Below are 23,635 nucleotides of genomic sequence, written 5' to 3' on the forward strand. Positions count from 1 at the left end.
AAATCATGCCTCTGCGTCGTCGGAAGGCTCTTCATCGTCCTCCTCTTCGTCGTCAGCGACATCCTCGTCTTCCTCATCCAACTCGTCTGTAACCAACACATCTTCTGCCAATGCGCCTTCAACCTGCGCTACCGGTTTTGGAACTACGTTTCCATCTTCGTCCAGCTCATCTTCGGCTTTCTCATCCGGATCTTTCAGAATACGGGTTACCGATGTGATCTCATCCGAGCTGTTCAGACGGATCAGTTTCACGCCTTGGGTATTACGTCCTGCCTGACGGATATCAAGCACGCTCATTCTGATAGCGATACCGTTACGTGTGATGATCATCAGGTCGTCTTCTTCGGTAACTTCGCGAATCGCCACCAGCTTGCCTACCTTGTCGGTAGCATTCATGGTCGAGACTCCTTTACCACCACGATTTGTTACCCGATAACTTTCTATTGCAGAGCGCTTTCCAAAACCATTTTCAGAAACAACAAGCAATTGGGCATCTTCGCGGCTGATACATACCATACCGATCACTTTATTGTCGGGATCGTTCAGGTTGATACCACGAACACCGGCAGCGGTACGTCCCATTGGTCGCACGCCCTTTTCGTTGAAGCGGACCGCCCTACCGGCAGCCGACGCGATCACGATGTCGTTGTCACCGTTGGTTAACGCAACGTTCAGTAAGCGGTCTCCTTCATTGATCGAAATCGCGATGATACCGTTTGTACGCGGACGTGAATATGCTTCGAGCAAAGTCTTTTTAATGGTGCCCTGCTCGGTACACATAATGAGGTAATTATTGTTGATATAATCCTCATCCGACAGCGTTTTCACATTGATAACCGACCGGATCGAGTCACCACCTTCAAGGCTGATGAGGTTCTGGATCGGGCGGCCTTTGGAAGTTTTGCTTCCTTCGGGCACCTCGTAAACCTTCATCCAGAACAACTTACCGTATTCGGTGAATATCAACAGGTAGTTAAGCATTGTCGCAGAGAACAAATGCTCGGTGAAATCGGTGTCTTTGGTTTTCACACCGCGTGAACCAACTCCTCCCCTTGTTTGCGTACGGTATTCCGAAAGCGGCGTACGTTTGATATATCCTTCCTTGGAAATGGTAATGAGCATTTCCTCATCGGCGATCATGTCTTCGTCGCTGAATTCCTCCGCCGAGAACTCGATTTTCGTTCTGCGTGCATCACCGTAGCGTTCCTTAATATCGGTCAGCTCGGTTTTGATGATCTCGAACTTACGGAATTCATTGGCAAGAATGTCTTTCAAGTCGGCGATCAGGACCATGATCTCTTCATATTCCTTCACGATCTTCTCTCTTTCAAGACCGGTCAGACGTTGCAGACGCATTTCAAGTATCGCGCGCGCCTGGATTTCCGATAAGCTGAATTGCTCCATCAATCCGTTCTTCGCAGTTTCCGGGTCACGGGCTGCGCGGATCAGTGAGATCACCGCGTCGAGGTTATCGAGTGCGATCAGCAAACCTTGCAGAATGTGTGCGCGTTTTTCCGCTTCGCGCAGTTCATATTCGGTCCGGCGGGTAATTACCACAATCCGGTGATCCACGTAATGCTTGATCAGGTCTTTCAGGTTCAGCAAAACCGGGCGTCCCTTTACAAGCGCGACGTTGTTCACCCCGAAAGAGGTCTGCAACGGCGTGTATTTGTACAAGTGGTTCAATACAATATTAGGTATAGCATCTTTTTTCAAGTCGAAAACAATGCGCATACCCTCACGGTCCGATTCATCGCGGATGTCGGAAATGCCGTCGAGTTTCTTATCGTTGATCAGCGACGCGATCCGTTCGATCATCGCCGCTTTGTTGATCATGTAGGGAATTTCGGTTACGATGATCTGCTCGCGGCCGGTCTTGGAAACCTCAAATTGCGCCTTGGACCGCATGATGATGCTGCCACGGCCTGTTTCCATTGCAGAACGTACGCCATTGTAACCATAAATGATACCACCCGTCGGGAAGTCAGGAGCTTTTACATGCTCCATCAGTTCCGGGATCGTAATGTCGTTGTTGTCGATGTAAGCGAGTACGCCGTCCACTACCTCCGTCAGGTTGTGCGGCGCCATGTTGGTGGCCATACCTACCGCGATACCGGACGATCCGTTAACAAGCAGGTTCGGGAATTTAGCAGGCAGGACCGTAGGTTCGCTCAACGAGTCATCGAAGTTGGGCTGGAAGTCAACCGTGTCTTTGTTGAGATCAGCGAGCAGCTCGTCGGCAATTCTTTTCAGCCTGGCTTCGGTGTAACGCATTGCGGCCGGGTTGTCGCCGTCGACAGATCCGAAGTTACCCTGACCATCGACAAGCGGGTAGCGCAACGACCATGGCTGGGCCATACGCACCATCGTATTATAAACGGAGGAGTCGCCATGCGGGTGATATTTACCCAAAACTTCACCCACAATACGAGCCGACTTCTTATGGGCCCGGTTGTAGCTTACGCCCAGATCGTCCATTCCATAAAGGACCCGCCGGTGAACGGGTTTCAGACCATCGCGAACGTCGGGCAAAGCGCGGGAGATAATAACGGACATCGAGTAATCGATGTAGGCTCCACGCATTTCATCCTCGATATTAATCGGGATAATGTTTTCACCAGAAGATTCTGCCATAAAGAATTAGAAAAGAATCAAAATTTAAGTTGGGCTAACCGATAGATTCAATTGCCCAGCGGATTAATACAATCTTGTTGGTACTAAAAAGTCAAATTTCGCTATTTTAAAGCATTCTAACAAACTATCTTTTGTGCTATTTCGGCCCCCGGGGCGTATATCCGTGACTATCCGTCCATTACCTGCCAGAAATATCCGCGGGAAAACTAAATTGGCATCTATCATTAAAAATCCCGTTCTTCCAACTTATTAGCAAAAGCTTAATTTTCGACAATTTCACCTATGCCTTTACTATTAACCTTTATCGCAATCCTCGCGCTCATTTTACTTATTGCCTGGCTTAAAATCGACACTTTCATCTCTTTCCTGCTGGTTTCCATCGCTTTGGGATTCGCGAGCGGGCTGGATGTGGACACGGTGAGCAAAGCTATTCAGAAGGGCGTGGGAGGGACGCTCGGAGACCTGGTACTCATTGTCGGGTTCGGGGCGATGCTGGGGAAAATGGTGGCGGACAGTGGGGCCGCGCAGCGCATTACCGATGCGCTTATCAGTCTTTTTGGTCAAAAATACATTCAATGGGGTATGGCGCTTGCCGGATTTGTGATAGGTATTCCATTGTTTTATAACGCAGGTTTTGTCATCGTGATCCCGCTGATTTTCATGATCAGTGCAACCGCAAGGTTACCATTATTATATATAGGTATTCCAATGTTATCGGCGTTATCCGTAGCGCACGGGTACCTCCCACCCCACCCTTCCCCAGCCGCGATCGCCAGCCAGCTGCATGCCGACCTGGGTAAGACCCTATTCTATGGAATGATCGTTTCGCTACCCGCTATCGCCGTAGCCGGCCCTATTTTTGGGAAGACATTGAAACGTTTCCAGCCAAAACCCGACGAAGACCTGTTCGATGTAAAACCCCGCCCCGCTTCCGAACTCCCGGGATTGGCAATCAGCATCGTTACTGCATTGCTTCCGGTATTTCTACTCACTGCCATGTCAGGTGTAAAACGCGTTTATCCTGATAACAAACTAATCGGATTGCTGGCAGAGCCCTATTTCGGAATGCTCGTTTCGGTGCTTTTTGCGGCCTATGTACTGGGTGTAAAACGTGGCATGAGCATGAAAAAGGTGAGCAAATCAATGGAAGAAGCTTTCAAAGGCGTTTCCACCATTTTGCTGATCATCGCGGGAGCAGGTGTATTTAAAGAAATCATGACAGCTAGCGGCGTGAGTACCTACATTGCCGAGAGCCTCAAAGGAATGGACATCTCCCCGCTCCTGCTTAGCTGGGCCATCGCGGCGGTAATCCGCGTCTGTGTCGGTTCTGCCACCGTTGCCGGGCTTACAACCGTTGGTATTCTCGCCCCCCTGCTTGCCAATGCAGGCGTCCCCGCGGAATTGCTCGTACTCGCCATCGGATCTGGCAGCCTGATGTTCTCCCACCTCAACGACGGTGGCTTCTGGCTCTTCAAAGAATACTTCAATCTGAGCATCAAAGACACAATCCTCACCTGGTCGGTAATGGAAACTATTGTGTCAATAATGGGCTTACTGGGCGTTTTGGTGCTAAATTTGTTCGTCTGAGTAAATTAAACCCTAGTCCGCATTCCGTCCGTTAAAACGGACGGTAATAAAGAGTTCTAGTCAATACCGCCCGTTTAAACGGACGGTAATGGATTTTTTCAATTTGGAAGAGGGTATTCAGATACGCTTTTTATACTCTTTATATTATCGTTCAAAATCAATTCCCAATCAATACCCGTCCGTTTTAACGGAAAAGACGCAACTACTATGGACAATACACCAGAATCAAATTTCGCGGCTCTTGGCCTCAACCTCCCTCCCGCACCGAAACCGGTTGGCGTTTATAAACCTTTATTGATCGTCGACAAGCGCTGGGTTTACGTTTCCGGCCACGGCACTGTGCAGGACGACGGCTCGCTCATTAAAGGCCGTATTGGTAAAGACCTCGATGCAGAACAGGGCAAACTCGCTGCACGTCAGGTAGGTCTGGCTATTTTGTCCACGCTGAAAGCCAATCTTGGCAGCCTCAACCGTGTGAAAAGAGTGATTAAGGTGCTCGGCATGGTAAACGGCACGACGGATTTTGAAAGACATCCCTATATCATCAACGGATGCAGCGAACTCTTCGCGAAAGTATGGGGCGAAGAAAACGGTATCGGTGTAAGAAGCGCCGTAGGAATGGGCACATTGCCTGATAACATCCCGGTGGAGATCGAGGCGATGTTTGAGCTTGAAGAAAAGTAATTTTGGATGATTGAATGACTGAATGATTGAATTGGCAGAGTCCTTTCCATTATTCAGTCATTCAATCATTCGGTCATTCAAAATTAAAAACATGTCCTGGTACCAGCTAACCAACCCTGGGGAAGTAATTTCTCCATCACTCCTGTTCTACAAGGGCCGCATCGAGAGCAATATCCGCAGCATGGTGAACATTGCCGGCTCGTCCGGGCAGCGTTCCGCAGAACGGCTGGTGCCCCATGTTAAAACCCATAAATGCCCGGAAATCGTCGCAATGCAGCTTTCTGCCGGTATTTCAAAATTTAAATGCGCCACGATCGCCGAGGCCGAAATGGTCGCGACCGCGGGCGCGCCGTGGGTATTGATCGCCTACCAGCTCGTCGGCCCGAATATCGACCGGCTTTTTGCATTGCGCAACATGTTTCCCGATACCACCTTCGCTTCCCTTGTCGACAACGAGCAAACTGCCACGTTACTGAGCGAAGCGTCGCGTGAGCGCGGGCTGCGCTCGGCGGTTTTTCTGGATGTCAACAATGGTATGAACCGCACCGGGCACGCCACAGATGAGTCGTTGCTTTCCCTGTACCGGTTCGTGAGCGTTCTGGATGGATTATCTTTCGGTGGCGTGCATATTTACGACGGCCACATTCGTAATCCGGAGTTTTCCGAGCGCAAGGCCGCGGCCGACGAGGCCTACGAACAGGCGCTTCCGTTGCTCGACCGCATTGAAACCGAATGCGGCTATGAACCGATGATCATCGTCGGCGGCTCACCGTCATTTACCGTACATGCGTTGCGCCCCGACGTTTACCTCAGCCCGGGCACGAACGTACTTTGGGATTGGGGCTACGGTGACCGGTTCGACGGCCAGCCATTTGAGCACGCCGCATTAATACTGACCCGGGTCGTTTCCAAACCGACTCCGGGCATTCTCACCATCGACCTCGGCCATAAGGCGATTGCTGCCGAAAACCCGATTGAAAACCGTCTGCGTTTGCTCAACCTGCCCGATTACACATTGCTCAGCCAAAGCGAAGAGCACGGTGTGTTGCAGGTGAGTAACGATGTATGGGAGAGCGTCCAGATCGGCGATGTCTTTTACGCACTCCCCTACCACATTTGCCCAACCGTGGCACTGCACGATTTCGCAACAGTCATTGAAGACGGCAATGTGACGGATGAATGGAAGATCACCGCGCGTAGCAGGCGTATCACGATATAACCTAATTTTGAATGAGCGAATGAGTGAATAGCTACCCTCCCTCATTCCCTCATTCACTCATTGACCTATTCACTCATTCATTTTATGTTCCTATTCGACGCACATCTCGACCTTTCCATGAATGCCGTGGAATGGAACCGCGACCTTACGCAAGACCTGTATTCGATCCGCGACCGTGAAAAAAACCTTACCGACAAACCCGACCGCGGCAAAGGCGTGGTGAGTTTTCCGGAAATGCGCAAAGGTAATATCGGACTCTGCGTGGCCACGCAGATCGGCCGTTACATCAGGCCCGATAGTAAAATCCCGGGCTGGCATTCGCAGGCCCAGGCGTGGGCGATCACCCAGGCCCAGGTTGCGTGGTACAAGGCTATGGAAGAGGCTGGTGAAATGGTGCAGATCACGGGGCTAACAGGCCTTCGGAGCCATCTTGAACTTTGGCAGAATGCCGAAACGACCGAAGGTTTGCCCATCGGCTATATTCTAAGTCTGGAAGGCGCGGATTCATTTGTAAGCCTCAAAAATCTTGAAACCGCCTACGCCTATGGCCTTCGTGCGATCGGGCCCGCGCATTATGGCCCGGGCGTATACGCGTACGGAACCGACTCTGATGCTCCTTTAAGCGAAAAAGGCAAAGACCTGCTACGCGAAATGGACCAGCTTGACATGATTCTCGACGCTACCCACCTGTGCGACACCGCGTTTTGGGAAGCGATGGATTTGTATAAAGGGCCAGTTTGGGCGAGCCACAACCTCGTTCGCGCGATCACACCGCACAACCGTCAGTTTTCCGACGAGATGATCAAAGTACTCCTCGAACGCGACGCGGTGATCGGTATGGCCTTCGATGCGTGGATGATGATCCCTGGGTGGGTTCGCGGCAAATCGACGCCGGAAAGTACCGGCCTGAAAATCGAGCATATCGTGCAGCATATCGACCACATCTGCCAGATTGCAGGCAATGCATTGCATGTAGGCATCGGCTCCGACCTGGATGGCGCGTACGGCAAAGAGCAATCACCCGGCGACCTGGATTCCATTGCAGATTTGCAAACCATTACCAGTCTCTTATCCAGACGCGGTTATTCCGAGGCCGACATCGAACGGATAATGTGGCGTAACTGGGTCACCTTTCTGGAAAAGAGCTGGGACTGACAGCATTAGCCTACCATTCCAGCGGAATTTATTAAATCTAATAAATTCTTAATATAGCACTAAAAGGAGTTATCAAAAAAGCTTCGCAACTTGGCATCATGGTTGCGGAGCTTTTTGTTTTATTCCAAATTTTAAAGCAAAGTTATTTGGAACGATTTTAAATAAGTAGTAAGTTTGATCTATTAAATCAACAATCTGAATTCAACGGTAACATACCGACCACTAATTTCAAGTAGTAAACAATGGCCAATACATATAAGATTCTTTTCCGTACGCACATTCAGGCAAGCAAATCGCTGCAAAAGCTGCACGATTGCCTGAAACAGCTTAATGTAAAACACTGGGCTTACGATTTCCAGGATTTCCTGCTGACACTGACTTCCGAATTATCTGACTTTACCCGTATCCAGCTTGCCTTGCGGTCAGCCGGGTATGTCTGCCATTTTATTAAGCTCGAAAACATGAATGAGGCCCTGTTGGAAACCCGATTGGAAACAGGGGGCGTTTCAATCGCATAGCGTACTGACATTTAGCGGCTATCCTTACCCTTTTCAGAGCAGCCACCGCATGGTGGCTGCTTTTTTCATGCACGAAAGGCCGGCGTGAATTTTCGCGCCGGCCACCAAAAATATATTCCTGGCTAATAAACGTTCTCGAGTAAGAGGTTCCGCTTCGCCTGCTGCATATGCCGCTCGTCATGAGCAACTATGAACTGGAAAACGTCACCGATTTTCATACGGATAAATGGCAGGATCGACACTGGAACGCGGATTGCATCGAGGTCTTTCCGTACGCCCATTCGTAACAGATATAGCAGCTCTTCCTGCTGCCTGATAAACTCGCCTACGACCGCGGCGGAATCAAGGTCAGACGGCGGAATATGCCCCTTCAAAGCTTTGAATTTGCGCTTGCCGGTTTCGGGATCCATCATGCGGGTAAAATAAGCACCCATCCAGGTGCTTGTAAAATCTTTCTTTTCGGTGGACGGCGCTGCGCGAAGCTTCTCGCGCATTCTGGGCAAATAGTAATGGCCATAGCTGTTCAAATGGTCCAGGCATTGCGCGATGCTCCACCCTCCGGTATCCGACGGCCGGTTCAGGAATTCGTTATCTCTGTTTTGGAACAATGCTACCGCGTCAGCGATGTGTTGCTCGACCTGATCGTCGAGCCGTTGCAGCAATGCTTTCTTATTGAAGGTTTCCATGGGCGTTCGATTAATAGACAATGCAAAGTTGTGCAACAGGATTTTTGAAATATTTGGTAAAAACCAAGATTTTCAAATGCGGACTTTGTTGACAAGTTTGCTGAAATTCGTCGGATCGATGCCCAGGTAATTGGCGAGGTATTTGTGCGGCACCAATTGCAGTATATGCGGGCTTCGTTTGAGCAGGTTCCTGAATTTATCTTCCGAAGAAAAGCACTGCACTTCCACAAGTCGTTCCAGAATGCCCGAGAGCGTCTGCGTCATTCCCGCCCGCAGCATCCGCTCAATGGCCGGCCGTTCATAGGCAATCGCCTTAAACTCGCTGTAAGGGGCCCGAATAAATGTCGAAGGCGTAAGCGTCTCATAATAATAGCGAGAGGGCACTTCCATGAGCACCGAATCGATAATGCCGCCGAAGGACGGCCGGTATGTGAACACGATGGTCGCCTCCCGGTTCTGATCGTCGAGATAGTAAATGCGCTGTACGCCGTCCGTCACGAAATAAATGTAGCGCTCAGTTTCGCCCGCACATGTAATGATTTCCTTCCTGCGCGCGCTGAACGGTTTCCAGATAGCCGACAACGCTTCCCAGTCGACGTTATCGAGCGGATGAATGGCCTGAACGACCGAGTGAAGCAATTTTAGCGGTTCCTCCATAGAACCGCTAAAATACGAAAGCCCCTCCTACTCGCCTACGGGCGAGACCATAAAATGCAGGAAATGAAAAACCTCGTCCTGGCTGCGGATGTGATTCCGCGCGGCCGAAAGATCATCCCCTATTTTGATCGTAAATGAAGTATCGGGCAATGCTTCGAACATGTCCTCGTCGGTCGTATCGTCGCCGATAGCCAGTATGAAGTCGAAATCGCCCGTTTCCACGAACGTCCGCGTAGCAGTTCCTTTGTTAAATGCGGTTTTCTTGACTTCCACCACCTTATTACCGTCAATAACTTGCAAGTTCAGCTCGGGTTGGATGTAGTTTTTGAGTTGCCAAAGCAGCTCCTGCGCCCGGCGGGTAGCGTATTCTTTATCGTCGGCGGTACGGTAATGCCACGCCAGCGCGGTTTCCTTTTCTTCTACAAAGGCACCGGGGCAACGTTTGGCATAGATCTGCATCACCGGACGGATGCCGTCTTTCCAGTTTTCCTCATAGCCTTCATTCAACTGCCATTCACCCGAATCTTTGGCCTTGATCAATGCGCCGTGTTCGGCGATCATATGCACCGGAAGGTCACTGAAAAGCTTGTCGAGAAAATAGCGGTCGCGGCCGCTGACGATTACCACCGTATCACGTTTGGCAATATCATGGAGCAATTTTTTAACATCCTCGCTCATAATCGCTTTCGCAGGGTCGGGAACGATCGGTGCGAGGGTACCATCGTAGTCGAAGAAAAGTATCCTGTTATTGGATAACTGATATGCGTGCCGGATCACGTCGATGCCCCTGTTGTTCAGGAAAACCTGGCGCAGCCGGTCATGTTCCAATTCTAGCATTGTCATTTGGGTAAAAAAATCAGTAGTCCATGCAAATACATCATAGTCACGAATCCTCTCGCGCATGGCCTCCATTCGTTTATATTGCTCTTCCTCAGGCATTTCGAACGCCGTTTTGATCGCATCGGCAATATCCTGCCTGTCGAGCGGATTAATGATCAGCGCTTCGCCGAGCTCAGCCGCCGCACCTGCCATTTCACTTAAAATCAATACACCCCGGCCATCCTTCCGGCTTGCGACATACTCCTTGCAAACGAGATTCATCCCGTCGCGGACAGGTGTGATAAGGGCGACGTCACTGGCCGTGTACATCCCCACCATCTCGTGGTAAGGCATCGAGCGGTACTGGTAAATGATCGGTTGCCAGGACATCGTCCCGAAATCGGCATTGATTTTTCCTACCGTCTGGTCAATATCCGACTTCATTTGCTGGTACTGCTCTATCGTATCGCGTGAGGGCACTACAACCATCACAAACGACACTTTTTCGTGCCAGTCCGAGTTCTGTTCGAGAAAACGCTGATAACCGTGGAGCCGGTGGATAATACCTTTGGAATAATCGAGGCGATCGACGGAGAAAATGATCTTCTCTTTGAGCGACTGCCGGGCATCCGAACGCGCGGCTGCCACGTCCGGCTCATCGTAGGCATCATTGAACTTTTCGAAATCGATGCTGATCGGAAATGAATCGACCTTCACAATCCGGTTGCCGAGGTTGATGTAATGCAATTTATTCCCCAGTTCGGAGACAAGTCTCGCCGCTTTCAGGAAATACTCCACATAATCGTTGGTATGAAACCCCACCACATCGGCGCCTAGTATGCCATTCACAATAGCCTTCCTCCAAGTCACCGGCAGCAGCCTGAATATCTCGAAAGAAGGAAAAGGAATGTGAAAAAAGAAGCCGATCTTGTTTTCAGGAAAGGCTTGCCGGATCATTTGCGGGAGCAGCATCAACTGGTAGTCCTGCACCCAAACTACATCGCCGGGACGGATCACTTCCTTCACCTTTTCGAAGAACAATTCGTGCGCTTCCTGGTAGGCCTGGAAATAGGCATCATGGAATCGCGCCAGCGACGGGAAGTAATGGCAGAGCGGCCATATCAGATTGTTACAGAAGCCCTCATAATAATTTTCATTGAGTTCGTCGGGGATGAAAACCGGATGCGCCCGGAAATTCTCATTCTCCATCGACTGCCCTTCAAGCTCGTCCGGGCTATTCTCCGAAAAACCGATCCACTGAATCTTCTGATGGGCATCAAAGGCCTGGTTCTGCTGGTCTTTTACCAGCGACAGCACCGCAGAAACGAGGCCGCCTGAATTTTGAAATAATCGGGAGACATCACCGTCGCGGACAACCTTGAACGGTAACCGATATGCGACTATGATGAGCCTTCCCGTATTGACAGACTGAGATAAACTTTCCATAATACGCTCAAACGGCCTCAAAAGCCATGCCACAGTCAGGTTCCGACACTGAAATCCTTCTATGGATGCAACAAGACCGGCGTATATTGCTGTTTCGCAGCCTTGCCTTGCTCTATCGAAAAATGAGTGGGCTTCTTAATCCGCTAGAGTTTTGCCAAACGAGATGAATGTGTTACTTTCGCTATCGCAACCTCTTTTATCACATTACAGGAACCGGATTTCTGGGCAACTTCATTTCCGGCGCCGGTCGAGTCAATAAACGACCGGCAAGCAATTAATTGCTGTTTTCCATGAGTTAATGTGATAACTGACCACAAATACGGGCTTGCAAAAGCCCAAGATTAGTCAAGGACTACAAATATGTAATCGCAGATTAATACTGTGCCACTCTTTGTTGTGGGTTGCAGGCGGCTGAAATAGCCGCCTTTTTTTGCCCCACCGGATGCTGTCCGGAATAGCTTCCAGTTTCGCACCCGACGCTTTCAGATTTAAAAACCGGCTTTCTGACTCCGCCCGAGGAAGAGGTAGAGGATTCCACCGAAAAATGGAAAACAAATGATCACGATGATCCAAACCAATTTGTTGATGTCCTTTTCGAAATCACTCTTGATGGCGTCGATCAATGCCCAAATAGTAACAGCAAGCGGCAGGATAATGAACAAAAGCATAAATTCCAAACCTCCTAAACCCATAAATAGCAGTATGGCTGATGTCATTGAATGGCTCGTTTAGGCTGTTACTTTCTGCTTCCGCGAGAGGACAAAATATAATACACCTCCAACAAATGGCACACAAATGATCACGAGAATCCAGATCAGTTTGTTGATATCTTTTGCAAAATCGCTGCGGATCGCATCAATCAATGCCCAGAGCGACACCAGCATTGGAAGTAGCACAGCGGAGATCAGAATCAATTCCATTTGTCCCAATCCTAAAAACGATGCTAAGTTCATATTGTCGACAGTTATATTTTCATACAAAATAATATAACTTCGGTTACCAACAAATTAAAACAATAAATAGACAGGCAATGAAATGACTTCACTACCTGCCTGTTAAGAACTACCTGCTCAGAAATAGCTTCTCATAGCGTCCATATATTTTTCAATCGGCATTGATTGTCGCAGCTGCATGAGCTGGTTGCCAGTCGCTCCGATCACATTTCTGAATTGATTTGTTTCGCGGGTCGCGAGGCTGTGAATTACATTGACTATTTCCATCGGATCGTCCAGCTGGCTTTCATCCGCATTTGCCATAATGGCCTGAAGTTTGCTCGTCAACTCGTCATATGCCGTGATTTCCGGATGTGTATTCCAAACGATACTTTCCCGGAAACTATTCCCTTTCGAGCCGCCTTGTTCGATCAGCCGCAACTCTATATTCAGCGGTTTTAGTTCATAGTACAATCCTTCGATCAGGCCTTCCAGCGCGAACTTGGACATATTATAGAGCGAGCCCAGCGGCACCGCCGTGGTAATGCCCATAAATGAGCTGATATTGATAAACATCCCGCCACCATGTTCCCGGAAATGCGGCAGGAATGCGCGGATCACATTAATCGGACCGCGGGCGTTCACGGCAAACTGCCAGTCGATATCCTCCTCTTTTGCCAATTCAAGTGCGCCGTAAGTACCCATACCCGCGTTGTTCACCACCACATCGATCTTTCCAAATATATCGATCGCCTGCTCGACGGCTGTTCTCACCTGCTCGGTATTGGTAACATCCAACTTGAATATCCGGATGTTATCGTATGCCGTCAGCTCGGTTTCCTTTTCCGGCGTACGCATGGTTGCGGCCACATTCCAGCCGTTTTCTGCGAAATATTTTGCCGTTAGCTTGCCTAGCCCGCTGCTTGTTCCTGTTATGAAAATGGTTTTTTGCTCGTTCATTTTGAATAAATTTTGATTTGAATGAGGCAAAATTAGTGCGCATTGGTATAACTTTGTAATCAGTATCACAGAGTATACCAACTACTATCATGGAAAACGCGCAATTGATCAGAAATCAGCCGGAAGAAGTAAAGGCATTGCAGGACACGATTTATGTAATCGGGGGAAAATGGAAGTTGCCCATTATCAACTCCATATGCAACGGAAACAAGCGCTTCCGCGAAATTGAAAGAAGCATTCCGGGCATTACCACACGGATGCTTTCCCGGGAATTGAAAGAAATGGAAATGAACAAGCTCATCAAACGGACCGTCTATCCCGATTCTCCCGTTTTGGTGGAATACGAGTCGACCCCGTACTGCAAAACGTTCGGAAACATCATTCTGGCGATGATCGAATGGGGTAAGGAGCACAAAAAGTACATTCAGGAAGAAGCCTGAATCGCAGTAAAAATCAGGCGATGCTCCTGATCCAGGCCTCCGCCATTCCCGGATCGGTAAAGAAACGTTCGTTGGGACTGCTATAAAAGGATTCGTATTTCTCGATTTTGGTCTCGTCCTGATGGCAATGCACCGCAGCCAGGCACCGGATGTCGCGCTTCGTGGTTACAACCAGTTTCGACGATTCCTGCTCAAACATGGCGAGGTAACCCACTTTCCACCCGTAATCCGCGAGCGTCAGCGGGACGATATTGCGGAAATATTTATGCGCATCGAGATTTAACGCCGTAAAGCCGTGAAGGTTTACGAAAATGCGGAACGTGCCTCCCTCCTCGATCTGATCCAGCGCATCAAGGAGCGATTCCTCCCATCGGATCACATCCGCTTTTTCCATGTCGCCGCTAATTTGCGTAATAATAAGCCGGCTGGCAGGTTCCCAATCAGTCTTTGCTATTTTTAAATCTGACATCTGAATATGGCTGACAAATACTAAACTGCATGCATAATCAACACGCCCCTGCATTTGTTCCATACCGTCGACCGACAGCACCTAATTGTCGACAAAGCGCGTGTCAAGCGATCATTCCCTTTGTTTTCAGGTCGTCGAAGAGCATCTGGGCGGCCAGGAAAACGCTTCGCGGCCAGTCTTCTCTGGTTTCCAATATAAATAAGGGCCAGTTTATCGATTATCATACGGTTCTCTCAGGATCGCGATAAATGTAACTTCTTGTAGCCAAAACTAAAAAATTCCTATATTACTAGTCAAAGGAAATCAGATCTACATTAACCAACACTTCATGAAGTTAATTATTACTTGCCTCTTTATCTGCTGGACTGGATTCGCTTTCGCTCAAAAATTACCCATCCCAATCCTACACGCATCGTCTGACAGTCTAACCATGTATTTGGATGGCCAAAAGGAAGAATTCAATGGCATTAATAAATTAGGCAGGCAATTTGATTACAGTTTTGTAGCCCAGAAAGATTCGACGGTGTTTGCTCTGGTTTCAAAATCAGACTCCATATCAATGATACTCAGACCAAAAAGGCGCACTGTATTCAAAATTGTGAGAAAGTCCACGGCTGACACTGTTACGTGCGTCTTTACGACACAGAAGTTAGTTAAACCGGCATCTTTCAGTGAAAAATATAAAGGCGAGAATGAGGGGAAAACCATTGTTGAGATTCCGGAAGTGTACGAATTGATTAACATCGTTTTCGCGCTTACCGAATACGGGAAAACGGGTGCTATCGAAAAGGGATCTGCGTATTTCAAGACAGTAATCGATCACTTTACGCCATACAACCAAGATCCGGCTGTACGATCTATAGATTCATTGTTGAAATTCGAACCCGGTTATTTCTACCTTCATTTAAAAATGGATAGCTATGCATTTGTGTTTTCGGGAAATAAAATTACAAACGGGGGGGTATATGACCGCATTGCATCAGGAGAAAAAAATGAGCTGGAATATTACATTCCATTATTGGAAAAATTTGCTGAAAAATCGGGATTCAGAACGTTTTACAGAGCTAATTTAAACTACTATTCAAATCTTAAAAAGGATTTCAGCGATGATATCAACATAACCGGCATGAAAAGTTGGCTTGAAAAACAATTCCCAGCCACTAAATATTCCGCTATCAAAGTAATTTTCTCGCCTTTGGTCGGATGGAACCAATCTGCGAGTTTTTTTAACGATAACGGCTTTACGGAGGCACAAGCACACATCAACTACCCTTTTGTTGCTAACGAAAATAAAAAATTACCCGCCGATATTCTGAAAGGCCGGCGCATGATGATTGCATTTACAGAAATTAATCATGCCTACCTGAATCCAGAGGCCGAAAAATATAATAAAGCAATCGGGGACGCTTTTAAGGACTTATGTAAATGGACTATTTCCGGCAAACCCTCTTCCAGCTACAATAATTCGATGGTTTGTTTTGAAGAATACATGAACTATGGATTGGTTGCTTTATATTATTCAGATATTTTTGATAAAAAGACATTTGATTCTCTTAACAGCACCATAGAAAAAAATATGGTTGACTTCCGTGGTTTTCAAAGATTTAGAGCATTTAACCAGGAGCTGATGCGTTTATACAAGAATAGAAAACCAGGTCAAACTGTCGCCGATTTGTATCCTGCTGTTATCGAATGGGCATCCAAATACGAGATACACTAAAAAACAACCCATTCAAGAAGCCAATACCATGAAAAAACTGCTACGTTCGGCGATTTTGATGGCCTTTTCGGTCGCTCTGTTTTGTTGTAAAAAGGATCCTGAACCGGATTGCGGGTGCGAGGGACCTACAATGCTGATTATTAAGAACACACGAGCCGTTCATGAGGGCGCCGGGCTTTTTACTTTTACCCACCCTATTACGCTCAATAAAATTTCGGCTTGGGCATGCGATGCGGATTCGCTCTGGGCCAAAAGTGAGAATAGTGAAATCCCTGACTACACGATCGCCGGGAATCTTAAAAAGGAATGTTTCTTTGGGCCGACATCAATGATCGTATTCCCGTCCATCGAAATCACAGCTATTCGGAAGGACTAATTTTTCAGTACTTTCTCAAAACAAACACTATTCTCCACGCCCACATACTGCCCGTAATTTTCCGTGCGCCGGTAGGCGTTTTTCTCATAAAGCGCGATGGCTTCCGGCTGGCGTTTGCCGGTTTCCAGCACGCATTTGGCGTAACCCATTTCGCTCGCCCAGGTTTCCAGTTCTGTAAGTACTCGGGTAGCGATGCCTTTGTTGCGGCCCTCGGGTGACACGTACATCCGCTTAACCTCCATAGCCTGCTCGTCGAATGCCTTGATGGCGCCGCATCCGATGGGCTGACCGTCTTCGTAACACACTACGGCGTGCCGGATCTTGTCTATTTTATTGAATTGGGAATAAAAGCCGTGGTCGGCACCGTCACGCTCGGCGAGATCGGCGTCCAGCAACTTTACCAATGCTTTGAAATCAGGGTCGTCGGAGTCGGTTCTTCTTATATCGATCATTGCAATTCTTCAAGTTCTACCACTTTGGGCGTTCTGGTGAGCCAATGGATGATCAGCCACGCCACAAGATAAGTAAAACCGCAGATTGTAAAAATGATATTGTAGCCGGCCTGGATATTGCCGGCCGCCTTATAACGGTCCAGCAAGCTGCCGATCAGGATCGGAAAAAGGATTCCTCCTACCGCACCAGCCATCCCGCCGATGCCTACTACCGAACTTACCGCTTGTTTGGGGAAAAGATCGGACGGTAAGGTAAATACGTTTGTTGCCCAGGCCTGGTGCAATGCCACAGCCAGACTAATCAGCCCGACGGCCATCCAGACGCCGCTGGAAAACTGGATCAATATCACGGATAATTCACAGAATGCTAGACCGAGCAGTACAGTCTTGCGCGCTTTGAGCGTCGGCCAGCCCCGTTTGATAAGCCAGGACGACAGGTAACCACCACCGATACTACCGACGGTCGTCGCCGTGTAGATGAGCATCAATTCAAAACTGGGCTTTTTAAGATCGAGATTAAAGGTAGAAGCGAAATAGGAAGGCAGCCAGAACAGGAAGAACCAATAAATCGGGTCGATGAGCCCTTTACCTGTGATGTAGGCCCAGGTCTGCGGGAAAATAAAAAGCTTGATCCATTTTACCGGTTGCTTTTCGGCATCGTTTTCGTCCTGGTCCTGCCCGCCGAGAATATATTGCAGCTCATCGGCACCCAGGCGCTTTTGTTTGACAGGAATATCATAAAACACCCACCAGAAAATCAGCCACACAAAACCCAGCGCGCCTGTGATCCAGAATACCTCTTGCCAGCCATAATGGCTCAGAATCCAGGGGACGAGTATCAGCGCCACCACCACCCCAACGCTGGTGCCGGCATTGAAAAGCCCGGTTGCCAGCGCCCGTTCCTTTCTTGGAAACCATTCGGCAACGGTTTTGACGGCCGCAGGATAATTACCGGCTTCTCCCAGGCCCAGGCCCACACGCGCAACCCCAAACCCGAATGCGCTGCGCGCAACCGCATGCAGCATCCCCGCGATACTCCAAAAGATGATGGTGAACGAGTACCCGGCTTTGGTGCCGATCTTGTCGATCAGCCAGCCAAAAGCGAGCAAACCAACGGCATAGGCCGCCGTGAACGCCATCACTATGCGCGCAAAGTCTGTTTCCGTCCAAACGAACTCTTTTTCCAGAATGGGTTTCAGGAGACCGATGATCTGCCTGTCGAGGTAATTGATGGTCGTGGCGAGAAAGAGCAGGACCACGATGATCCAGCGGTAATTCCTGATTTTACCCATTACAAAGCAAGTTTTTGTGCGAATTGAAGGAAATGTGCTTTCAGTCCATCCCAGTTTTTGTCCTGAATCAGCTTTTTATCGAATAATTGACCCCCTATCCCTAGCCCATTCGCCCCCGCTTTCAGGAATGCCTCCATGTTTTCGATGCTCACACCGCCCGTAGGCAACAGTTTCAGCTGGTTCATCGGCGCTTTCAAATCCTTGATATACCCCGGGCCCAGCGCCGTTGCGGGATATATCTTCACCATCGACGCGCCCAGCTGCCATGCATTGAATATTTCAGTGGGAGTATATGCACCCGGGAAAACAGGAATTCCCTTTTTGACACAGGATTTAACAACTTTTTTACTCAAAACGGGTGTAACAACAAACTGTGCGCCAGCCTCTAATGCTGCGTCCAGATCCTCTTTGGTACACACGGTTCCAGCACCGATATTCAGACCGTAGTGCTCGTTTTCCAGCGCGTATCGGATCATATCCGTCGCACCCGGTGTGTTCATGGTAATTTCGACGGTCGTCAGACCCGCCTCCCGGTAAATAGGCAGAATGCGTTTGACATCTTCCGGCGAAACATTCCGGATAATACCGACCAGCGGCGCCTTGTTGAACAACTCCCACGAAAATGTACGCTCACTCATAAATTTGTTTTGTTCAATGTTAAATACTGATTCTCAAAAATACGGATATGCCCCGTAGTAGCCGCCCGGTCTACAATCTCCGAGGGGATGATGGTTGCCCTGCCGGCCAGCGCCAAAGTCTCTATCGCGGATTTGTACAAATGATACAAATTGTTTCCGCCGCACAGCACGAGGTGCGCGCCTGTCTCCTTCATCAGATCGCGGATTTCATAGCCGATCAGCAGCCCGCTCAGGAACATTCCGTTCTCCCGCTTATTCAATAAATCAAAAAGCTGGTTGGTTCTTACTGTAAATAATGCATTTAAAATGTTCCCGGACCCCGACGCGCGCACGCCCGAGCGGAAGGCCCGGGCTACGTCGTCGTTAAAATCGGAATGATGATAGTGTTCGATGGAGTCTTTCAAAATGCTTTGATTGGCCATCAGATTGAACACCTCCCCAGTCATAAATGTCTTGAAATCAATCAGCTCGCCGTCCCGGACAAACATGTGCTTGGAGTGCGTGCCCGGGAAGATGAATATCGCGTCGCGACCCGACAAGTCCATGGCCGCACCAAGGCCGATCAGCTGCGTTTCTTCCCCCCGCATTACATCGTGACCACTCCGAACACCGGATATGAGCGTAATGGTATGGGGAAAATGAGGCAGCTCCTCGTATCGTTGAATCCCGAGGCCGCTCCCGTCCAGGGCAAACGGCAGGCTCGCGTACGGCAGCCCCTCCATGCCGATAGACGACGACGCCATGCCCGAAAGCACGATTGGCACGCCCGTCAGATCGATTCCGGTTTGCTTGCCCAATGCGATAAGCTGAGTAGCAATAACCGAACGGTAATACTCCGCGCGCGGAACATGGCCATCGGCATCCGCTTCCTGCCATGCATTATAAACCGCCCCGATACCATCCGGAGACGTCACTTCGCCCACCACATCGTGATCCGCCAAATTGACCAGCCTCAACCGGAACGAGGACGTTCCCCAATCACAACTCAGCAGGTGTTTCTTCATTATCTCTTTAATTTTTTGTTTCCGTCGACTTAAGCCGACGGCCAGATCAACGGCCAGATTCGTGGCCGGGATGTATTATGGCAATGCGAATGCGATGTATTTTCCTCCGGGTTTTAAACCGTACCTCGTACCACCGGCTGCGATTGCAATATATTGCTTTCCATCGACCATATAGGTAATGGGCGTTGCAAAACCGCCTGCCGGAAGTTTGTATTCCCAAACAACCTTGCCGGATTGGGTATCGAATGCCCTGAGCTTCTCATCGTAGGTCGCTGCGATGAAGAGCAGGCCGCCGGCGGTCACCAGCGGGCCGCCGTGGTTTTCGGTGCCAGTCGGCGGGATACCTTGCTTTGTCAGCTCGGGATATTCGCCGAGTGTTACTTTCCAGCGGTATTCGCCCGTGTTCATATCAATGGCGTTCAGCGTGCCCCAGGGCGGTTTTATGGCCGGGTAATTGTCCGGGTCGCGGAACTGTACATTACCGTTATTGACGTAAGGCGGCTTATGCGGAAAATCGGCCAGGCTTTTGCCCGCGGCAGTCGCTGTTTGTGCGTGAATGTCGTTAGCCGCCGGTTTTATTTCAGTATTTAAAAGGAAATCAATGATCGCGGCGCGGTCTTCCTTTGAAATATGCTGAAAAGAAGGCATTCTTCCCCGGCCCGTTTCGAGCAATGCGCCGATCTGCTCGCGGTTCATCCTCTGGCCAATGTCTTTTAAGGCTGGATATGCCTGTGTTGCTTCGGAGGGCGTCGCTCCTTTTGAATCCATAGCGTGGCAAGCCGCGCAATTTGTATTAAACAAGACGGAGCCTCTTGACGACACCTGACCTTCCTGACCATCAGGGCTTTGGCGAACATCCCGCATTTTGAGCCACCAGAGCATATTATTGCCATTGACATACACAATTCCCTCCGGATCGGCCGCTGTACCGCCCCATTCTGCACCGCCTCCGATCCCGTAGAGCAAGCCACCCTGTAAATCGGGCGGCTGGTTTTTCCGGCCCATATTGCTGTTGCGAAAACGGTCGAGCACGTATGCGTGCGCTGCGGGTGTGCGTGTGGTAATGTCGGCTTCTGTTACTGTCTGGTTGGCGAATGGCGCCGGTTTGACAGGTACCGGCTGCGTGGGCCAGGCCTGGTCACCCGGCAGCGGGTTTGCTTTGGGTACCGGCACTTCATTTACATCGAAGAGCGGTTTCCCCGTGTCACGGTCGAAAAGAAAAACATAGCCGTCCTTGGTAGCTTGCGCCACGGCGTCGACCATCCTACCGTTCCTTCTGACCCTGATCAGGTTGGGCGGACAAGGAATATCCCTATCCCAAAGATCGTGGTGGACGGTTTGAAAATGCCAGACCCGCTTGCCGGTAGCCGCGTTAAGCGCAATCACGCAGTTGGCGAACAAGTTACTGCCCTTCCTGGCCCCGCCGTAAAAATCCACCGATGGCGATCCGGTCCCCATAAACACCATTCCCCGTTTTTCGTCAATTACCATTCCCGCCCAGCAATTGGCACCACCCAGTTTCCTGTATGATTCCTTCGACCAGGTTTCGTACCCGTATTCGCCCGGTAGCGGGATCGTACGGAATACCCAGGCGACTTTGCCCGTACGCACATCGAATGCGCGAATGTGGCCCGGCAACGCGTCGCCACCCTCGGAAACAGAGGAGCCGGTAATAAGCAGGTTTTTGTAAATCACCCCAGGGCTGGTGTTGCGGATATTGAATTGATAGGGGTCGTAGCCGTAAGTAGCCTCGTCGCCCAGGCCGTCGTGAAAATCTACCTCTCCATTCTTCCCGAAACCTTCAACGAGCTTCCCATTTTCGGCATTTAATGCAAACAATGACGCCCCGGCGGTGAACAAAATGCGCTTGTCGTGCCCCTCCGCCCAATACACGACCCCACGCATCGGATGGAACCGCGGCCGTTTTCCCTCGAACGGATCGAATTTCCAGAGTTCCCTTCCCGAAGCCGCTTCAATGGCAAAAACCTTCAACCGCGGCGTGGTACCGTACATAATACCATCGATCACGATCGGCTGGCACTGTATATCCATGCCGCGTTCGCCCGCCTTGTTGTTCTCGCCGGTATCGTAAGTCCAGGCGGGTTGCAGGTTTTTCACATTGTCCTTATTGATCTGCGTCAATGAAGAATAGCGGTTGCCGGCATTGTTACCGCCATATACCGGCCAGTCGGCGTCTTTGAGATCGTCCGGGACGCGACCATCCGGGGGCGATGGAGAAAGCGCACAGAAAATTGCTGTAACCAACAATGCCGATATGATCGGGAAGCGGATTGTCATAGGGTATAGATTGAAGACATTTAACAAAGCATATCAGGTATCTCGCCCGCCTTCGACCGCACGGCGGCCCGGTCCGCTCAGTCTGACATTACGTTGTCACGCGGAGCGGACCGGGCCGCCGGGCAGTCAAAGCGCATGCATCTTGCCATCGTTACAAATTCGGATTAATAGACGTATCCGTATAGGGCAGCGGGAACCAGTAATTGGCCTTCACAATCGGTTTGATCGGTTGCAAATCGTCGATACTTTTCTTGGCATTGGCTTCCTCCACTTTTTCCAGACGGATGAGGTCGAACCAGCGGGTACGCTCGCAGGCGAACTCCCACGCACGCTCCTGCACGACTTCATCGGCGAATTGCGCGGCTGTGAGGCCATCACCCGGCGTCAATGCCTTGGTACCAGCTGCACGTCCGCGCAAACGTACCTTATTCAGTGCGTCGTAAGCAGCCTGATCGGGACCGCCAGTGCCGCGGGCTTTGGCTTCCGCATAGATCGTCAGCACGTGCGGGTACCGCATCATTACCGAAGGCAGCGAAATGCTCGACGTCACGACATTCCCTTTAATGTACCATTTCTGATAGTAAGGATGTTTCGTCAGACTGGCCTGCCATGGGATTTTGGTAGCTCCCAGGCCGAACTCCGTGCGGAAAGTAGCGTCTTTGCGCGGGCCAGCAGGGAAATCGCGGAAGAAATTCAGCTCGGCGAACATATCGTCCCAACCACCTTCTTCGCCTGGCATAGTGGTATTGCCATAGGTTGCATTGGCAGTACCGCTGCCACCCAGGTACCCGCTGATCTGGAACACGGCTTCCTTGGTACCAGATGAAGCCGGATCGTTTTCAAATACCGCCGCAAACGTCGGCAGCAGTTCAAAACCATAGGTGCCCGCATTATCGATCACTTCTTTCGCTTTTGCGGCGGCAAGATCGTATTTGTCGGTTTGTTTCAACGGCCAGCCTGCCATCGTCAGGTACACATCCGCCAAAAATGCTTTGGCAGAACCCTTGTTAGGCCGCCCCGGATCACGTTTCGCATTCGGAAGGTTGCTTTCTGCCACTTTCAAATCAGCCACAATCAGATCGTAAACCTCCTGCGGCGTCGACTTTTTGACGGTCAGCAAATCATCGGAATATTCTCCCGCCAGGATCAAAGGGATATTGCCCCAGAAACGGGTCAGCCAATAATAGGAAAACGCGCGGATGAAATGAGCTTCGCCGACAATGATATCGATCGTAGCCTTGGTACCCACTGTTTTCTGGTAATTATTAATCACATTGTTCGCGCCCTGGATCGCTTTGTAACAGCCATTGTAAACGGCATTCGAGCGCTGGTTGGTCGTCGATACATTGAACTGATCGAACTCACGCCAGTCGGCCTTATTGCTCGCCGGGTGCGTGGTCACGTCGTCGGCACCGAGCACAGCCGCATTGGCCGACGGGTGCAAGAATCCGTAACTCCATTGGTTTGCCAGGCCCTTATAAGCTCCGGTCAATGCCGATTCAAGCCCGTCCTGCGTCGAAAGCACATTAGGCCCGTACAAAAGTCCGGTCGTATCCTCATCGAGGTAATCACTGCAACCCGCGCCGGTAAGGAGCAAGCCGCTCAAAAGAAGTATGGTTAGTTTTTTCATGTCTGTTTTTTGAAATGAT

General features: G+C 49.9%; 22 protein-coding genes. 8 read left to right on the forward strand and 14 right to left on the reverse strand.

From position 1 onward, the window contains the following. Window positions 1–3: 3 nt before the first annotated feature. On the reverse strand, window positions 4–2,634 hold the full coding sequence (gene gyrA / locus ACTJJJ_RS05455; protein WP_188929834.1) for a DNA gyrase subunit A: 2,631 nt from the start codon (window positions 2,632–2,634) through the stop codon (window positions 4–6). A gap of 282 nt (window positions 2,635–2,916) precedes the next feature. Between gyrA and ACTJJJ_RS05460 the strand changes: the two genes are divergently transcribed. The 5 genes from ACTJJJ_RS05460 to ACTJJJ_RS05480 all read left to right on the forward strand — a co-directional run bounded on the left by ACTJJJ_RS05460 (window position 2,917) and on the right by ACTJJJ_RS05480 (window position 7,797). Continuing rightward, window positions 2,917–4,221 (forward strand): GntT/GntP/DsdX family permease, encoded by a 1,305-nt coding sequence (locus tag ACTJJJ_RS05460; protein ID WP_188929832.1) that lies wholly within the window; start codon window positions 2,917–2,919, stop codon window positions 4,219–4,221. Between the two features lie 207 nt (window positions 4,222–4,428). Continuing rightward, the gene (locus ACTJJJ_RS05465; protein WP_188929830.1) at window positions 4,429–4,905 is read left to right on the forward strand and encodes a RidA family protein; all 477 of its coding nucleotides are present in this window, start codon (window positions 4,429–4,431) and stop codon (window positions 4,903–4,905) included. Between the two features lie 91 nt (window positions 4,906–4,996). Further along, window positions 4,997–6,124 carry a D-TA family PLP-dependent enzyme gene (locus ACTJJJ_RS05470; protein ID WP_426294498.1) on the forward strand — a complete coding sequence of 376 codons (1,128 nt, stop codon included), beginning with the start codon at window positions 4,997–4,999 and terminating at the stop codon, window positions 6,122–6,124. A gap of 84 nt (window positions 6,125–6,208) precedes the next feature. Next, window positions 6,209–7,279, forward strand: a complete 1,071-nt coding sequence (locus tag ACTJJJ_RS05475; RefSeq protein WP_188929826.1) for a dipeptidase — start codon at window positions 6,209–6,211, stop codon at window positions 7,277–7,279. A gap of 242 nt (window positions 7,280–7,521) precedes the next feature. Next, complete coding sequence (locus ACTJJJ_RS05480) at window positions 7,522–7,797, forward strand: hypothetical protein (protein WP_188929825.1); 276 nt, start codon at window positions 7,522–7,524, stop codon at window positions 7,795–7,797. A gap of 122 nt (window positions 7,798–7,919) precedes the next feature. Here the strand turns inward: ACTJJJ_RS05480 and ACTJJJ_RS05485 are convergent, their stop codons facing one another. From ACTJJJ_RS05485 to ACTJJJ_RS05510, 6 genes are all read right to left on the reverse strand, one after another. Then, window positions 7,920–8,483: a DinB family protein gene (locus ACTJJJ_RS05485; protein WP_188929823.1), complete on the reverse strand. Its 564-nt coding sequence runs from the start codon at window positions 8,481–8,483 to the stop codon at window positions 7,920–7,922. Window positions 8,484–8,555: 72 nt separating this feature from the next. After that, on the reverse strand, window positions 8,556–9,140 hold the full coding sequence (locus ACTJJJ_RS05490; protein WP_426294497.1) for a Crp/Fnr family transcriptional regulator: 585 nt from the start codon (window positions 9,138–9,140) through the stop codon (window positions 8,556–8,558). A 27-nt stretch (window positions 9,141–9,167) separates the two neighbouring features. Continuing rightward, window positions 9,168–11,405 (reverse strand): bifunctional alpha,alpha-trehalose-phosphate synthase (UDP-forming)/trehalose-phosphatase, encoded by a 2,238-nt coding sequence (locus ACTJJJ_RS05495; RefSeq protein ID WP_188929820.1) that lies wholly within the window; start codon window positions 11,403–11,405, stop codon window positions 9,168–9,170. Window positions 11,406–11,893: 488 nt separating this feature from the next. Next, window positions 11,894–12,121 (reverse strand): PLDc N-terminal domain-containing protein, encoded by a 228-nt coding sequence (locus tag ACTJJJ_RS05500; RefSeq protein WP_426294496.1) that lies wholly within the window; start codon window positions 12,119–12,121, stop codon window positions 11,894–11,896. A 12-nt stretch (window positions 12,122–12,133) separates the two neighbouring features. Then, window positions 12,134–12,358, reverse strand: a complete 225-nt coding sequence (locus ACTJJJ_RS05505; protein WP_188929818.1) for a PLDc N-terminal domain-containing protein — start codon at window positions 12,356–12,358, stop codon at window positions 12,134–12,136. Window positions 12,359–12,475: 117 nt separating this feature from the next. Then, window positions 12,476–13,297 carry an SDR family oxidoreductase gene (locus tag ACTJJJ_RS05510; RefSeq protein ID WP_426294495.1) on the reverse strand — a complete coding sequence of 274 codons (822 nt, stop codon included), beginning with the start codon at window positions 13,295–13,297 and terminating at the stop codon, window positions 12,476–12,478. 89 nt (window positions 13,298–13,386) lie between these two features. Here ACTJJJ_RS05510 and ACTJJJ_RS05515 point away from each other — a divergent pair, with 89 nt between their 5' ends. After that, window positions 13,387–13,737 carry a winged helix-turn-helix transcriptional regulator gene (locus tag ACTJJJ_RS05515; RefSeq protein ID WP_188929814.1) on the forward strand — a complete coding sequence of 117 codons (351 nt, stop codon included), beginning with the start codon at window positions 13,387–13,389 and terminating at the stop codon, window positions 13,735–13,737. A 13-nt stretch (window positions 13,738–13,750) separates the two neighbouring features. Here the strand turns inward: ACTJJJ_RS05515 and ACTJJJ_RS05520 are convergent, their stop codons facing one another. Beyond that, a complete protein-coding gene (locus ACTJJJ_RS05520; protein WP_426294494.1) occupies window positions 13,751–14,131 on the reverse strand; it encodes a hypothetical protein in 381 nt (126 codons plus the stop codon). Window positions 14,132–14,534: 403 nt separating this feature from the next. Between ACTJJJ_RS05520 and ACTJJJ_RS05525 the strand changes: the two genes are divergently transcribed. Next, the gene (locus ACTJJJ_RS05525) at window positions 14,535–15,926 is read left to right on the forward strand and encodes a DUF4932 domain-containing protein (protein WP_440701621.1); all 1,392 of its coding nucleotides are present in this window, start codon (window positions 14,535–14,537) and stop codon (window positions 15,924–15,926) included. 28 nt (window positions 15,927–15,954) lie between these two features. Next, entirely contained in the window at window positions 15,955–16,302 is a 348-nt protein-coding gene (locus ACTJJJ_RS05530; RefSeq protein ID WP_426294492.1) for a hypothetical protein, read from the forward strand. On the opposite strand, the gene ACTJJJ_RS05535 is transcribed toward ACTJJJ_RS05530, so the two are convergent. The 6 genes from ACTJJJ_RS05535 to ACTJJJ_RS05560 all read right to left on the reverse strand — a co-directional run bounded on the left by ACTJJJ_RS05535 (window position 16,299) and on the right by ACTJJJ_RS05560 (window position 23,616). Continuing rightward, entirely contained in the window at window positions 16,299–16,754 is a 456-nt protein-coding gene (locus tag ACTJJJ_RS05535; protein ID WP_426294491.1) for a GNAT family N-acetyltransferase, read from the reverse strand. The genes ACTJJJ_RS05530 and ACTJJJ_RS05535 overlap by 4 nt on opposite strands. After that, complete coding sequence (locus ACTJJJ_RS05540; protein ID WP_426294490.1) at window positions 16,751–18,046, reverse strand: MFS transporter; 1,296 nt, start codon at window positions 18,044–18,046, stop codon at window positions 16,751–16,753. Before ACTJJJ_RS05540 ends, ACTJJJ_RS05535 begins: the two co-directional genes overlap by 4 nt. Further along, entirely contained in the window at window positions 18,046–18,684 is a 639-nt protein-coding gene (locus ACTJJJ_RS05545; protein ID WP_426294489.1) for a bifunctional 4-hydroxy-2-oxoglutarate aldolase/2-dehydro-3-deoxy-phosphogluconate aldolase, read from the reverse strand. The genes ACTJJJ_RS05540 and ACTJJJ_RS05545 overlap by 1 nt, the downstream gene beginning before the upstream one ends. Then, window positions 18,681–19,688, reverse strand: a complete 1,008-nt coding sequence (locus ACTJJJ_RS05550; RefSeq protein WP_426294488.1) for a 2-dehydro-3-deoxygalactonokinase — start codon at window positions 19,686–19,688, stop codon at window positions 18,681–18,683. Before ACTJJJ_RS05550 ends, ACTJJJ_RS05545 begins: the two co-directional genes overlap by 4 nt. Window positions 19,689–19,763: 75 nt before the next feature. After that, on the reverse strand, window positions 19,764–21,986 hold the full coding sequence (locus tag ACTJJJ_RS05555; protein ID WP_426294487.1) for an outer membrane protein assembly factor BamB family protein: 2,223 nt from the start codon (window positions 21,984–21,986) through the stop codon (window positions 19,764–19,766). Window positions 21,987–22,137: 151 nt separating this feature from the next. Then, window positions 22,138–23,616 (reverse strand): RagB/SusD family nutrient uptake outer membrane protein, encoded by a 1,479-nt coding sequence (locus ACTJJJ_RS05560; RefSeq protein ID WP_426294486.1) that lies wholly within the window; start codon window positions 23,614–23,616, stop codon window positions 22,138–22,140. Window positions 23,617–23,635: the final 19 nt, after the last annotated feature.

This window comes from Dyadobacter sp. 22481 (genome assembly GCF_052044875.1).
GTDB lineage: Bacteria > Bacteroidota > Bacteroidia > Cytophagales > Spirosomataceae > Dyadobacter > Dyadobacter endophyticus.

What these genes read in the sequence shown, in the direction of transcription:
- gyrA (WP_188929834.1), bottom strand. Translation starts at nt 2,634, where the DNA reads ATGGCAGAATCTTCTGGTGAAAACATTATCCCGATTAATATCGAGGAT.
- ACTJJJ_RS05460 (WP_188929832.1), top strand. Translation starts at nt 2,917, where the DNA reads ATGCCTTTACTATTAACCTTTATCGCAATCCTCGCGCTCATTTTACTT.
- ACTJJJ_RS05465 (WP_188929830.1), top strand. Translation starts at nt 4,429, where the DNA reads ATGGACAATACACCAGAATCAAATTTCGCGGCTCTTGGCCTCAACCTC.
- ACTJJJ_RS05470 (WP_426294498.1), top strand. Translation starts at nt 4,997, where the DNA reads ATGTCCTGGTACCAGCTAACCAACCCTGGGGAAGTAATTTCTCCATCA.
- ACTJJJ_RS05475 (WP_188929826.1), top strand. Translation starts at nt 6,209, where the DNA reads ATGTTCCTATTCGACGCACATCTCGACCTTTCCATGAATGCCGTGGAA.
- ACTJJJ_RS05480 (WP_188929825.1), top strand. Translation starts at nt 7,522, where the DNA reads ATGGCCAATACATATAAGATTCTTTTCCGTACGCACATTCAGGCAAGC.
- ACTJJJ_RS05485 (WP_188929823.1), bottom strand. Translation starts at nt 8,483, where the DNA reads ATGGAAACCTTCAATAAGAAAGCATTGCTGCAACGGCTCGACGATCAG.
- ACTJJJ_RS05490 (WP_426294497.1), bottom strand. Translation starts at nt 9,140, where the DNA reads ATGGAGGAACCGCTAAAATTGCTTCACTCGGTCGTTCAGGCCATTCAT.
- ACTJJJ_RS05495 (WP_188929820.1), bottom strand. Translation starts at nt 11,405, where the DNA reads ATGGAAAGTTTATCTCAGTCTGTCAATACGGGAAGGCTCATCATAGTC.
- ACTJJJ_RS05500 (WP_426294496.1), bottom strand. Translation starts at nt 12,121, where the DNA reads ATGACATCAGCCATACTGCTATTTATGGGTTTAGGAGGTTTGGAATTT.
- ACTJJJ_RS05505 (WP_188929818.1), bottom strand. Translation starts at nt 12,358, where the DNA reads ATGAACTTAGCATCGTTTTTAGGATTGGGACAAATGGAATTGATTCTG.
- ACTJJJ_RS05510 (WP_426294495.1), bottom strand. Translation starts at nt 13,297, where the DNA reads ATGAACGAGCAAAAAACCATTTTCATAACAGGAACAAGCAGCGGGCTA.
- ACTJJJ_RS05515 (WP_188929814.1), top strand. Translation starts at nt 13,387, where the DNA reads ATGGAAAACGCGCAATTGATCAGAAATCAGCCGGAAGAAGTAAAGGCA.
- ACTJJJ_RS05520 (WP_426294494.1), bottom strand. Translation starts at nt 14,131, where the DNA reads ATGGAAAAAGCGGATGTGATCCGATGGGAGGAATCGCTCCTTGATGCG.
- ACTJJJ_RS05525 (WP_440701621.1), top strand. Translation starts at nt 14,535, where the DNA reads ATGAAGTTAATTATTACTTGCCTCTTTATCTGCTGGACTGGATTCGCT.
- ACTJJJ_RS05530 (WP_426294492.1), top strand. Translation starts at nt 15,955, where the DNA reads ATGAAAAAACTGCTACGTTCGGCGATTTTGATGGCCTTTTCGGTCGCT.
- ACTJJJ_RS05535 (WP_426294491.1), bottom strand. Translation starts at nt 16,754, where the DNA reads ATGATCGATATAAGAAGAACCGACTCCGACGACCCTGATTTCAAAGCA.
- ACTJJJ_RS05540 (WP_426294490.1), bottom strand. Translation starts at nt 18,046, where the DNA reads ATGGGTAAAATCAGGAATTACCGCTGGATCATCGTGGTCCTGCTCTTT.
- ACTJJJ_RS05545 (WP_426294489.1), bottom strand. Translation starts at nt 18,684, where the DNA reads ATGAGTGAGCGTACATTTTCGTGGGAGTTGTTCAACAAGGCGCCGCTG.
- ACTJJJ_RS05550 (WP_426294488.1), bottom strand. Translation starts at nt 19,688, where the DNA reads ATGAAGAAACACCTGCTGAGTTGTGATTGGGGAACGTCCTCGTTCCGG.
- ACTJJJ_RS05555 (WP_426294487.1), bottom strand. Translation starts at nt 21,986, where the DNA reads ATGACAATCCGCTTCCCGATCATATCGGCATTGTTGGTTACAGCAATT.
- ACTJJJ_RS05560 (WP_426294486.1), bottom strand. Translation starts at nt 23,616, where the DNA reads ATGAAAAAACTAACCATACTTCTTTTGAGCGGCTTGCTCCTTACCGGC.